Origin of the sequence: Verrucomicrobium sp. BvORR106 (assembly GCF_000739655.1) — a bacterium.
Taxonomy (GTDB): domain Bacteria; phylum Verrucomicrobiota; class Verrucomicrobiia; order Verrucomicrobiales; family Verrucomicrobiaceae; genus Verrucomicrobium.
Genome location: NZ_BATR01000120.1, coordinates 1 through 12643, shown reverse-complemented (window position 1 = coordinate 12643; position 12643 = coordinate 1). Strand labels below are relative to the sequence as shown.

8 protein-coding genes are annotated in these 12643 nt (G+C 62.6%); 1 reads left to right on the top strand and 7 read right to left on the bottom strand.

The window, feature by feature from the left end:
• Positions 1-5: 5 nt before the first annotated feature.
• The 7 genes from BV106_RS22240 to BV106_RS22210 form a co-directional block, all read right to left on the bottom strand.
• A complete protein-coding gene (locus BV106_RS22240) occupies positions 6-1145 on the bottom strand; it encodes a DegT/DnrJ/EryC1/StrS family aminotransferase (protein WP_038168398.1) in 1140 nt (379 codons plus the stop codon).
• Between the two features lie 42 nt (positions 1146-1187).
• Positions 1188-2966: a hypothetical protein gene (locus tag BV106_RS22235; RefSeq protein ID WP_038168396.1), complete on the bottom strand. Its 1779-nt coding sequence runs from the start codon at positions 2964-2966 to the stop codon at positions 1188-1190.
• A 90-nt stretch (positions 2967-3056) separates the two neighbouring features.
• A complete protein-coding gene (locus BV106_RS22230) occupies positions 3057-6269 on the bottom strand; it encodes a UvrD-helicase domain-containing protein (RefSeq protein ID WP_038168395.1) in 3213 nt (1070 codons plus the stop codon).
• Positions 6266-9130 carry a PD-(D/E)XK nuclease family protein gene (locus tag BV106_RS22225; protein ID WP_038168393.1) on the bottom strand — a complete coding sequence of 955 codons (2865 nt, stop codon included), beginning with the start codon at positions 9128-9130 and terminating at the stop codon, positions 6266-6268. The genes BV106_RS22230 and BV106_RS22225 overlap by 4 nt, the downstream gene beginning before the upstream one ends.
• Positions 9131-9151: 21 nt before the next feature.
• Positions 9152-9697: a gluconokinase gene (locus BV106_RS22220; protein ID WP_265595952.1), complete on the bottom strand. Its 546-nt coding sequence runs from the start codon at positions 9695-9697 to the stop codon at positions 9152-9154.
• 18 nt (positions 9698-9715) lie between these two features.
• The gene (locus BV106_RS22215; RefSeq protein ID WP_038168389.1) at positions 9716-10474 is read right to left on the bottom strand and encodes an ABC transporter ATP-binding protein; all 759 of its coding nucleotides are present in this window, start codon (positions 10472-10474) and stop codon (positions 9716-9718) included.
• Positions 10475-10688: 214 nt separating this feature from the next.
• Positions 10689-11576: a hypothetical protein gene (locus BV106_RS22210; protein ID WP_265595951.1), complete on the bottom strand. Its 888-nt coding sequence runs from the start codon at positions 11574-11576 to the stop codon at positions 10689-10691.
• Between the two features lie 226 nt (positions 11577-11802).
• Here BV106_RS22210 and BV106_RS22205 point away from each other — a divergent pair.
• Positions 11803-12643 (top strand): flotillin-like FloA family protein (locus tag BV106_RS22205; protein WP_038168423.1); only part of this gene is annotated, 841 nt, incomplete at its 3' end.

Sequence of the window (12643 nt, the reverse complement as noted above, 5' to 3'; positions counted from 1 at the left end):
AGGCGTTAATTGACGGATTCCTCGGACAAATATTCACGTATTGATGCGCACGTGTAGCGGACCGCCGCTTCATCCAGATAGGGATGCAGCGGCAGGGTCAGAATCTCCTTCATGACCGTCTCCGTAGACGGCAGTGGCGGGGACCATTCCGCCACCTCAGCGTACCCAGACTGTTGATGGATCGCCGCCGGATAATGCAACGCCACGGGGATGCCCCGGCTCAGGAGATGTTTCATCAATCCCTCCCGACGGGAGGTGCGCACCACATAGAGATGATAGGCATGCTCACACTCCTCACGGCAAACCGGCGTCACCAGATCCGGGCATCCCTTGAGCAGGGATCCATAAAGCGTTGCCAGCTCCCGACGACGCCTCAATCCCCCTGGCAACGATCTCAGCTTGATTCTCAGCAGGGCTGCCTGCAACTCATCCAGGCGGCTGTTGACTCCTTGAGAAGCACTGATGTAGCGCTCCTTCCACCCGTACTGGCGCACGACCCGGCAAGCCTCGGCCAGGGCAGCATCGGAGGTGGTGATGGCCCCTCCATCGCCGAGCGCTCCCAGGTTCTTTGTAGGATAGAAGCTAAAGGCGGCCGCTCTCGACAGGCTCCCGACGCTGCGCCCGCGAGACACTGCGCCATGGGCCTGGGCACAGTCTTCCAGCAAGACCACATGGTGGTCACGTGCCACCTCTCCCAGGCGCTTCATGTCACAGGGGTGACCATAGAGATGCACCGCCAGCACGGCCTTGATTTGTGCCCCGGCGGGCGACACGAGCAAGGCCTCCAAAGCATCTGGACTGATCGTGAAAGTGTCCGGATCAATATCCACAAAGATCGGCTGAGCACCCGCCCGGCCGATCCCGGAGGCACTCGCCACGGCCGTATGCGAGGGAACCGCCACAAGATCCCCCGGACCGATCTCCAACGCACGAAGCAGCACCTCAATGGCATCCGTGCCGTTGGCCACCCCGATCGCGTGCGATGCGCCAACGAACTGGGCAAACTCGCGCTCGAACGCCGCCACCTCGGGACCTAGGATATAACTCCCGGCACGAAGAAACTCCTGCAGCGCCGCCTGGATCTCCTCCTGGTGGGCGTTGCAGTCTTCCAGGGGGTAGGCGCTGAAGGTGGGCGGTGGGGACATCGGAATAGACATGCCGGATGACGCAAAACTGCGTTGTGCAAATTATTGTTTCGACAGAGCTGCACCATCTGCAGCTGCCTGCGCTTTCGGGATCAGACGGAGATGGTACTTCTCCCCGTAGAAGCCGTAGGCTTTCACACTCGCTGGCGTACCAGGCGGCAGCTCGAAGGACCAGCCAAAGTAGTGTTCTGGATGCAGGCGGCGCGCCGCGATACGGCGTTCAAAATCTTCCGGCAGCAGAGGCTTGGTCAAATGGACGATCCGCTCGGCCCCTGTCGCATCCGGGATCGTCAGGACGACCAGATCAGGCAGCACGTCCAGGTGCTTGGAGGATCCACAGGTGCCGGTCGCAGTCAGCACCCCAGACTCCTCACGCATCAGTTTCCACGAACCCCACTTTTCCGGAAGAGGTGGCCCCTGACGGTATTTCGCGGGATCCAGAGAGTCCATGAACTTCAAACCGCGGACCAGACCGTGAGCCGACATGAACTTGGCCACGTTTACCGTCTCAGACGGGGTCACTGGCGCCCAGATCAAGTCCCGCTGCGGTTCAATGATTTTGACAAAGCTGAGCACCGCCCGGTCCTGTTGCATGCGCCGATACTGCGCCTCCATCATTTGCTGCCCATCTCCCCAGGCAAACAGCTGAATCACGAGCAACGCGGCAGCTCCGGCTGGCAGTCCAAGGCGACCGAATTGCCCCTTCACCCAGAGTCCCGCTGCCAGGAGCCCCACCGCACCTGCCACAAAGAAATGCATGTGCGTGGCGTATCGCGGAGCGAGCGCGGTATCGAGCAGGTTGTTAAGCCGCACAATCGAGATCAACGCCGCGTTTCCACCTGCCCAAGCAACGAAAACCAGCCAGGGCAGGGCCTGTGACCACTCCCCACAACGGACCAGCTTTACCGTCGCCACCGCTCCCAACAGCAACAATGCTCCTGCCGCCATCATCCCAAACGTGACGGGCTCAAAAGGTGCGGCATCCGCGAGGGTGCTACCTAGCAGCACCAGCCAATAGCCCCCGACCAGCAATGGCCGCCCTGCCTGCTTGGCCAATTGATCCCCCAGACCACCGCCCCCGCCCGACTCCGGAAATCCAAACAGCGCCAGATAGCCAAGCCCTGCCGCCAATAGTGCCCATGCAGTCAGATGAAACCATCGATAGCGACGTTCCTGACCAAGCATCCCGGCGATGATGAGCAGCATCAACAGCCAGGGCACCACAAACCCTGCGCCAAAAGAAAAGGTCGCCACTGTTGAGGCCAGCCCGCCGAGCACAAGTCTGGCCCATACCGGCAGCCCCCCCAGCATCACCACCACCCCCGCCACCAGGCAGAAACCTGGGATATAAGTATGGAAGGTGCAGTTCCAAAACCACGTGCCCTCCTGGGCAGGCGAGAAGATGCCCAGATTCCAGAGCAACACCACGTACCAACCCTTCCCCGCCAGATCCTTCCGCCACGAGCGACTGAGCCACCACAGGCCAATCCCCACGCCCACCGACATCACCCAGCTCAGGTACGGCAGAATGGAAAGGTCACCATTGTTCCACTTGAGCGCCGCAAAGAAGATCATCTTCGGCACCGCCAGAGGCTGCCCATTGATGGGCCTGAAGAGTTCCTTCAGATCAAAGGCACCTTCCGTCCAATGCTGGTACTGGCTGACGAACTCCCAGTCATCATGGTACGGAAGCGGCATCACGTACTGGTTCAGCCATAGGAGTAGCGCCAGCGCAGGCATCCACGCCACGAGCCATGCGGCCCAGGTCTGGAGTTTTTTGCCGGTTGAAAGTGAGGAATCCGCGCCTTGGGGGTTTGGCATGGGAGGTCAACTCTAGTGACCTAGAAATTGAGACGCAAGCACGACTAAGCAAAAAGTTTAGAAAGTTGAGGCATTTGCGGTACCGTCCTCTCAGACGGGAACCACCTTGCCCGTCATCGTGAAAATCAGCGCCTTATCGATGGCCTCCGGCTTCAGTCCGGTCATCCGCACCACGGCTGGCACATAGAGCGCCAACTGCGGGGCGTAGCCCGCCGCCCGGGAGGCCATTTCCTGGTCTGTCACCACCAGATCCGTCTTGAAATCCAGGATGGTGGCCCTGACTGGGCTCCCCTGGGCGTTCAGCTCAATGACCACACGGTCCACGATGCCGCTGACCCAGCTTCCTTGGTCAATGAAATCAAACCGGCGCTCCATCCAGGCCATACGGTTCATCCCCGCGAGAGTAAACCAAGGCTCCACTTCTGGAGCGGACAAGACCCTCAGCACCTCCGCCGCCGCATCGTCACCCGTGCCGTCTGCCAGCACATCGTCTGAAACCAGGCCACGCTCCCGCCAGATCGAGACGGGGTCCGCCACCTCGTCCAACCACGCAATGGTAGAGAAGAGCTCATGCACCCGGGTCCCGTGCTGCCGCTTCACCTCGCGGGCGGTGGAGAGCAACTCCCCGCCCTTTAGCACAAACGACTCCTCGCCGGATGGCGCACGGCGCTCCAGAGGCTTGTTCACTGCGCGGATCAGCTTGCCGAGAGACAACTCCGTGGCAGGCGCGGCCCGTGTTTCCGCCACCACCGTTTTCGCAGCGTGCGCTTCATACCAGAAGCGATTTCCCACTTCCCAAGTTGCCATGCCGCCTGCGCCCACCAGATCGTAGTCCACGGGATCAAAGCCCGGCTCCAGCCGCTGGGCCAGGATGCGCCCTTCATTGGAGGTGTTCTTCACCTTCGCAGGATCCAGTACCACGTACAGGCCCAGCTTCGCGCGAGTCATGGCCACATAGAAGCGGCACAGCCCCTCAAAAGCCTGCCGGGCTTTCTCCCGCGACAGCTCCGCCAGGAGCACCTCATCGCGCTCCACCACCAGCTTTTCCGGCTTGTCCAACATCCAGCCCACGGCACCGCGTTCTTTGCGGGCCACAAAGAGCCGGTTCCGATGCACGGCATCCAGCGCCTCCCCTTGCAGTTCCGGCAGGATCACCACGTCAAACTGCAAGCCCTTGCTCTGGTGCACCGTCATCACCTGAATGGCCTGAGCGGAGGCGCTGTCCTCCCGGACCGAATGCTCCCGCGCCGTGGCCAGAAATTCCTCCACATCGCGACTCCCGCTCTCATCGAAGTCCGCCGCCACATCCAGAAGCTGAGCCAGGCGACGATCCGTAAAGGCATCCTGCTCCGGCAAGGCCTGCCGCAATATCTCCGCCCAGCGTTGCAACACCGGCAGGAATCCCAGGTGAGACAGGTCCGACCTCACCCGCGCCGCGAGCGCCGGAAGCTTGAGTTCCTGCTCGTGGATGGCATGGCGAAGAGGCGACAACAGGAGATGCTGCCACGCCATGGAATCGCCAGGGTGCACCGCCACCTGCAGCAGGCTTAGCAACACCAGCGTGGCGGGATTGTCCACCACCACATTTTCCTGAGACTCACAGATCACCTCCACCCCCAGCAGACGACGCAGGGCGTCAGAGATGGCACGGGCCGTGCGATTGCTCCGCACGAGCACGGCGCACGTTAGCCCGCGGCCGATGGGATTGATCTCGCGGATCAGGTTCGCCGTCGCCAAGGTGATGGTATTTTCCTCTTCCTCAGCATCCTCGTCTGGGGGAGCCGCATGGATCAGTGCGGCATGACCTGCCAGCCGGGCCACCCGCGCTGCGCAGCGATGCTCCTCATACACCCAAAGCCGCCCCAAGCCGGGAAACAATGCCTCCAGATCACGCCCGGCATTGAGAAACACCCCGTTCACCATGGCCAGCACCTGCGGGCAGGAGCGGTAGCTCTCATTCAGCGGCGTGGTCTGCAGCCGGTCGCCCTGCCAGGCCGACTCGACGTGATGAAACAACTCCGGCTCCGCCTGCCGCCAGAGGTAGATGCTCTGCTTCACGTCCCCCACCAGGAACACGCTGCGGCGCTCCTCCGGGTCCTGCCGGGCTTCCTCCAGCAGCGGAGACATCACCTCCCACTGACGCTCGCTGGTATCCTGGAACTCATCCAGCAGCCAGTGGTCATACCGCGCATCCATGCGAAACTCCAACGCGGTACGAAAGGCCTCCCAGTCCTGCACTTCCATCGGCGTGGTTTTCAAGCGACCACAAAGCAGCCAGGCCAGATCACTGAAGACCAGGCGCCCCCGCGACCGCACCTGCCGGTGGTAGGTCGTTTCATAGATCCGCACAATGCCCCGCTGGGCCCGGGTGCGGCGTAGGTGCGTGAGCAGCGCCCGCCCCACCAGGATGTCCAGCACATCAGCCAGGGCCGTACCGGTCCTCACATCCAGCGGCACGGACTTCCACATCTTCCATTCCGCCCCGCCCAGGCGCAGGCGCGAGGGATCACCACGCTCCGGCTTCAACATGTATGCGATCGGCGTGCCGTCGAACTTCTGAAAACCGTCGTATTCCCGCGCAGCTTGGAGGAATTCATCCCACTTCGCCGGGGCCCGTTTGTCAAAGATGCTGTAGTCCAGCGCCCCTTCCAGCTGCTCCACCGCGGCGGCCAGATCCTGATCACCCGCCGTTAGCAGAGGCAGCGATGTCCCCTTCTCCCAGATCACTTCCGCCCCACCCCAACGTTCCGGATCGGGGCATTCAATGAGCAACTGGTGAAGCCGCCCACACCACGTGGCCAGAGCCTCAGCAGGCCGCCCTTGCTCACTGCCGTGGCTGGCCGCCTTCCAGGCCTCCCGCAGCTCATCCATGGCCGCATGGTCCTTCATTCGCCCAACGGCCAGCAGCAGGGCATCCATCACCTCCTCAGCCGCCCGGGTCGTTTCCGCCTCGCTCATCAGCGCGGCCTTGCCCGTAAGCCCCAGCTCGAAGGGCAGACACTGCGCCATGGTGGCGAAGAAGCTGTCAATGGTGCCCAAGCGGAGTTGGTCCATGCGGCGCACCACCTTCCGCAGCAATTGCAAAGCCATCCGGCTGCCGGCACTCTCACTCATGCTGCGCGTCGCCAGTTCCTGGAGGATGCGCTCAAAGAACTCCCCCGCCGCCTTGCGGGTGAAGGTCATGGCGGCAATGCGCTCCGGCTCTGCACCGTGCTCCAACAGCCAAAGGTAGCGCTGCACCAGCGAGTGGGTCTTGCCCGTGCCCGCCGACGCGCGAATGAGTTCATTTTTGAGCACGGTCATAGCGCCAGCACCTCCGCAACCGGTTCCACCAACCACTTCTCGGGCGGTGCAGCCGCCTTCATGACATCGCCGTGAAACAGCCCCTCGAAATCATCAAACCGCATATCCTCCGACGGCGGCCAGAAGATCCCTTCACGAATCCGCCCCACCGCCTCCCGAGCACACGCCTCCGCCGCATCCAGCGTGGTTGTCCCCAGATCCTCCCAGCTGTGCAGCTTTACTTCACCCACGGTCGCGGGCAGTAGGAAATAAGCTGCCTCCACCGGTGCGCCCTTTGCCAGTTGTGCCGCGACCGCCCGCGCATACAGCGGCAGTTGCAGGTCCACCCAGCACCGGGTCCGCCCCTTCGCGTCATCAAAGCATTTCCACGACTGGTTGGGATCCGCCAGCATCTCCTCGCGTGCCTTCCTATGGTGCGCTTCCTCAGGCTTCTTCCGGGAGGTCTTGTAGTCGATCACGCGGAACACATTGTGACGCTCATGGTAGTCGATCCGGTCGATCTTGCCTGAGAGCGAAACACCGCCCAGGTCCACACCCCAGGTCGGCAGGATCTTCTCCTCTGCCCGCAGCACCCGCCACCCCTCTGAACGCAACTCCGCCTGACGCGAGGCAAACGCAGTGAGACGCTGACGCAGCGACTCCACCTGCAAGGTCACAGAGAATAGCGGTTCGTGGCCAAACATCAGCACAGACCGCCGCTCCAGCTCCGCCACCATCCAGTCCCCGATCTTTTCCGCATCCGTGCTTTCAGCGATCTCCGGCTGGTCTGCGAAGGCCTTGAAGACCTCATGGGTCAGGCTGCCCAGCGTGGCCGGAGTCAGCTCCCGCTGGCCGGTGCTCACCGCCTTCATGCCCAGCACTTCACTGAGATAGAACCGGTAGGGACAAGCCAGGTAGCGACGCAGGGCTGTGGGTGAAATGGCGCTCCGGCTCCACCGCCGCAACTGCGGAGTCAGTTGGAACGCCTGGGTACGCAGCGGCCTTGGCGCAGGGTGAACTTCATCCTCCGCCGGGAAGAGGTGCTTCACTCGCAGAGGCAGATCCGCATCAGAGGCATCCAGCAACAATCGTGAAGGGCGCAGGGCATCTCCCTCCGCCGTCTGCCGCCCCAGCACCGCATGCAGCGTGCACTCCGCAGCGCGCTGCTCCGCAATGGCCTTCAGGAAATAAGCATCACGAGCCCGCCGCACCGCCTGGCAGGGCAGCCCCAGCGCAGCTTTGGCTTTGTCCGGCAGGAAGGCATCCGCCCCCAGCGTGCCCGGCACATGTTCGTCATTGAATCCGGTGATGACCAGCCCCGGAGCAGGCTCCCACAGGAGCTCCAGCCAGCCGTACAGCACCAGATCCGCCTCCCCGCGCAGGTCGGTGAGCTGGCCTTCTTCCAGCGCATCAAACACCAGGCCCAGCCAGGCAGCAGCCTCGCTGGAGCCTATGCCTGCCGCACGGCCCGCATCCACCTGCATGGCCAGCCGGATCACCTCACCGAACAATTCGCCGTGGTACTTCTGATGCTCCAGCGCGCTGTCGAACTCCCGCTCACCATACAGCCAGACCAGGAAATTCCTCACCGCGCCCTCACAAGTGTCCGCGCCCCAGCCTTCCGCGTGATTCACCGCCGCCGTCAGCACCGGCACCAAATCCGCCCAATCAGAGTGCAGACCCGCAATGGACTGCGCGTCTTTGATGGTAGGAGGCAGGTGCGTGCCGTCAAACTCGTCGATCAGCTCATAGTACTTCGTAATGAGGAGCCCCGTCTCACCGCACAGCGCACGGGACACATCATCCATGCGGAGAAATGGCATCCAGTCCCGCCATGCCGCACTGCGTGCCGCACGCCAGCCGCTGCGCAGCACCTGCACCAGACTGTGCTGGCGGGCAGAACGCCCTGCGGGGTTATAGACCCGCACGCCTTGCGCGGTGAGCGTCCCTTCCAGCACGCTGTTCAGCGCCTGGTCACAGGCTCCCACGGCCACAGATTGCCCCGTGGCCGCCATCTCCCCCAGCAGTCTCACTGCCAGCCGGGCCTGATCTTCCGCACCCGGCACGCGATGCATGCGGTCATGAGCCAGCGGACACTCCACCAGCGCATCATCACCCCAGTGGGATACCCGCGGCATGCCTGTTTCATCAAACCCATGCCGCTGCTCCACCGGTGCCTGCACATACACTGACACGGGCACACGTTGTGCCACCTGCTCCAGCCACACGCTGAACAGTGGCGGCGCATCCGCCACGGCGAAGACCTTGATCTGCGTCACCCCTTCGGGCAGCACTGCCAGAGCTGCGGCCGCTTTCTTGGCCGACTCACCGTCCACCAGCCCCCAACCATTCAATGTCGCGAGATACAGCTCCTCCAGCCTGGCCAGTTGGGCCCAGCGTGCCAGTTCGTCCAGCCCTTCCAATCCGGGCCCGGCAGTGTCCAGACTGTGTCCGCCAGCCCCCAGCGTCTTGCGCAGATTCGCAATGGTCTCTGCCACCGCCGCCGCCCAGATGAGGTCCTGCTCTTCTGGGGGAGAAGGGAACAGTGCCCCCATCTCCTTCAGTGGCGCCCGCGTCAGCACTTCCGTCCAGGCCGCCCGCTCCTGCAAGGGTGAGGCCAGGGCCAACCCGGGAGTGCGCGGCTGGAAAACCAGACCCGCATGCCAAAGGTGCGGCGCCGTCACCGCGCTGTCCCGGCCACCGGCCTCCACCGCCAGCGCCTCCCGCAACCGTCGCACGGTCTCTGCCGTGGGCACGATGATGAGAGTATCACTGAGATCGAGCGCACCTTCAGCCCAGTCACGAGCCAGCTCGGCCACAGCCTTGTGCAGAACCGGGGCGTCCCAGCCCCAGAATGTCAGTTTTGGTTTTGCACCGGTCATGTGTCGAACCTCAGCCCACCCTTATCCCACGATCCGGAGGATGTCTCCCACGATCTCGTCTGGAGTCTGATCCACGTTCACGATCATGGCCTCCGCCGCCGTCGGCTCCTCCAGTGTGGCGAACTGGCTGTCCAGCAGCGTCGGTGCCGCCGTGCCACCTGCCGTGGCGGTCGTCGAGACACCTTGGAAAAAGTGCCCCTTCCTTGCTGCCATGCGTGCTGCGATGAGTTCGGGAGATCCCTTCAGAAACACAAACTCCACCGAGGAGCGCGGCTCCCCACCAGATAGCAGGTCCCGGTACACCGCCTTCAGGGCCGAGCAGGCCAGCACATAGCTGCGGCCTGCGGCTCGTTTTTCCTCGATCCGGTCGCGCATCGCCCGCAGCCAGGGCCAGCGGTCCTCGTCCGTCAGCGGGATCTTCGCAGACATCTTCGCCTTGTTAGCCGGGGGGTGAAAGTCATCCCCATCTTCAAAGTCCGCCCCCAGGGCCTCTGCCAGCTTGCTGCCGATGAGGCTCTTGCCGGAGCCCGACACGCCCATGATGATGAAAGTTCCTGGTCTGCTCATTCTCTCTGCCCTTGGATCTTAGATTTCTGACGCTGCGTTCCCGTTCTGCTCGGTCTCATCGGACACCATCTCCAGGAAGACTTCTTCCAGACGCTTGCCCGTGGTCGATTTCACCTGATGGATTTCATCCATGGTGCCCAGCGCGATGAGACGCCCCTTGTGCAGGATGCCGATGCGATCTGCCAGCTCCTCCGCAATGTTGAGGAGGTGGGTGCTCATGAGCACCGTCATGCCCGCCCGGCTGCGTTCTTTCAGTTCGCGCTTCACCGTCCGGGCATGGATGGGATCCAGCCCCACCATGGGTTCGTCAATGATGAACACCTTGGGTTCATGAAGCAATGCCGCAGCGATGGCCAGCCTTTGCCGGGTGCCGTGGCTCAGGTTCTCGATGCGCTGGTGCGCATAGGAACCCAGGGAAAACTTTTGAAACAACTCCGCCCCGGTCTTCTCCGCTTTCACCTCATCCATCTCAAAGATGTCGGCGATGAACCGCATGAACTCCAGCGGGGTAAGTTTTTCATAAAAGACCGCCACATCCGGCACATAGCCCAGCAGGGCCTTCGCCAGGAGAGGTTCCTCCTGCATGTCATACCCGCCCAGATGCACCGTCCCTTTGACCGGCTTCATCAGCCCGGTCAGCAACTTGATGGCGGTGGTCTTCCCCGCTCCGTTGGGTCCCAGGAAGGCAAAAAATTCCCCTTGGGGGATGGTCAGCGTGAGTCCGTCCAGAGCACGGAAGCTCCCGTAGTCCATGGTGAGGTCTTTGATTTCAATCATGTGCCTGTGTCTCCCCTGCTATGCCCGCCCGTGTGTTGTCACTGCTGTGATGTTTGTTGCCTGAGTTCCGTTGGATGATGAGGTGGGCCAGGTTCTTCATCGCCTGCCCCGGCTCCGCTCCCTCGTTCTTTTGTATCGCGGTCCCCCGCCCGCTGCAAGCGGCTCCCTTCATCCTCGCGTCACCCGATATCTGCCTTGCCCCGATTCCCGGCCTTCAGGTCGCGCCGCCACCCGGAGAAGCTGGCACGGCCGTCCCGTCCAAGGGTGGAGGCGTCGGCACTGCCCCCGGCTGCTCCATGGGGGGCACGGGGATCTCCTCATTTTCCGGATATTCGGGCACGAGACCATAGATCACGGGCTCCACCAGCCGCCAGCCTTCGGGCAGGTCCACCAGCGCCAGCTCTCCGGCGTCGGTGAAGAAGGCCTTGGCTTTCCAGTGGTCCATGGCACTCAGTTCCAGCAGGAAGGCCTGACGCTCTGTCCCGGCCAGCATCATCACGCCCTGCAGTGTTTTCAGGTGAAAGAGCGTCGCCACATCTGCCCCCGGTGCCAGCCCCAGTCCCTCTGGGAGCACGGGCCCCGCCCCGGCGGCCTGCGGCCCCATGAAGGCTCCCAGCATAGGCTGGATGCTGTCGTCATCCGCCACCACCTGCCCCTTTTGCTTGAGTGTGAAGCGGGGCATCCGCTCATCTTTGCTCCACTCGAAATCCAGCACCGTGTTCGTATCCCCCAGACGCACCTGCCCCTTGGCCCCGGCCCAGGTGTCCAGATCTTCCAGGAAGAGCTGCAGCCGCCAGTTGATTGGGGCATCCACCATCTCGATCGCCCCTTTGTCCAGCACCCCGGAGAAGTGCACCCGGTACTGGTTCACCCCACCTGTCCAGACCCGCTGGGTGCTCACCGAGGCGTGGCCCAGCTTCTGATCCTTCTTGTACACGTGGAGCGTGTTGATCGTGGCCCCGCCTTCCAGGAAGCCTTTGAGCACCAGCCGTGGTGGCACTTCGACAAAGCGGGAGTGGTCTGGGAAATAAACCATCCGCACCAGCAGCCCTGTCATGGCCACCCAGAAGACCAGGACAGAGAGGGTAATGATCCGCATCATGTTTTCCCAAAATGGTAAGGCACATTCCTCGCCTGACTCAATAGCAATCATGTCAGAAAAGCCATCCCGTCGTGAAAAAGAGATCAAACAAATGCCGCGCAAAGTTGTCGGCCGATGCAGGGTTGATTCCGAACACCGCCCGGCTTAAAAGGCTTGCGTCCTTGGCGCGGTTTCACGGACACTCTTGTTGAACGCACCCCCCACAGCACTCTACACCTCACGCATCATGGATATGCTCCCCTACATTGGCATCGGCATCGCGGTCATCGTCGGTTTCGTCTTCCTGCTCATCCTGCTTAAGTTTTTCAATCTCTGGCTCCGCGCCCTGGTGTCCAATGCGCCCGTCGGCATCCCCACGCTGCTGGCCATGTGGTTCCGCGGTGTGCCCAATGCCCTCATCGTGGACAGCCGCATCACCGCCGTGAAAGCAGGTCTCCGCGTCGGCACCGATGAACTGGAAGCCCACTATCTGGCCGGTGGCAACGTGACCCAGGTCGTCCTCTCCCTCATCGCCGCCGCCAAGGCCGGCATCGAACTCGATTTCAACCGCGCCTGCGCCATCGACCTCGCTGTCAAAGGCACCAGCAAGACCGTCATCGAAGCGGTTCGTACCAGCATTAACCCCAAGGTCATCGACTGCCCCGGCGCCGACATGGGCAAGGGCGGCAAGATCGACGCCGTGGCCCGCGATGGTATTTCCCTCCGCGTCCGCGCCCGTGTGACCGTCCGCACGAACCTGGACCGCTTCATCGGTGGTGCCACGGAAGAGACCGTCATTGCCCGTGTGGGTGAGGGCATCGTCACCTGTATCGGCTCCTCCGCCAGCTACAAGGACGTGCTCGAAAACCCGGACAGCATCTCCAAGGTGGTGCTGCAGAAGGGCGTGGACGTCGGCACCGCGTTTGAGATCATTTCCATCGATATCGCCGACGTGGATGTGGGCGAGAACATCGGCGCCCAACTCCAGGCCGCGCAGGCCGAGACGGACAAGAAGATCGCCCAGGCCAACGCCGAAGTGCGCCGTGCCGCCGCCGTTGCCGTCGAGCAGGAAATGGCCGCACGCACGC

What these genes read in the sequence shown, in the direction of transcription:
- BV106_RS22240 (WP_038168398.1), bottom strand. Translation starts at nt 1,145, where the DNA reads ATGTCCCCACCGCCCACCTTCAGCGCCTACCCCCTGGAAGACTGCAAC.
- BV106_RS22235 (WP_038168396.1), bottom strand. Translation starts at nt 2,966, where the DNA reads ATGCCAAACCCCCAAGGCGCGGATTCCTCACTTTCAACCGGCAAAAAA.
- BV106_RS22230 (WP_038168395.1), bottom strand. Translation starts at nt 6,269, where the DNA reads ATGACCGTGCTCAAAAATGAACTCATTCGCGCGTCGGCGGGCACGGGC.
- BV106_RS22225 (WP_038168393.1), bottom strand. Translation starts at nt 9,130, where the DNA reads ATGACCGGTGCAAAACCAAAACTGACATTCTGGGGCTGGGACGCCCCG.
- BV106_RS22220 (WP_265595952.1), bottom strand. Translation starts at nt 9,697, where the DNA reads ATGAGCAGACCAGGAACTTTCATCATCATGGGCGTGTCGGGCTCCGGC.
- BV106_RS22215 (WP_038168389.1), bottom strand. Translation starts at nt 10,474, where the DNA reads ATGATTGAAATCAAAGACCTCACCATGGACTACGGGAGCTTCCGTGCT.
- BV106_RS22210 (WP_265595951.1), bottom strand. Translation starts at nt 11,576, where the DNA reads ATGATGCGGATCATTACCCTCTCTGTCCTGGTCTTCTGGGTGGCCATG.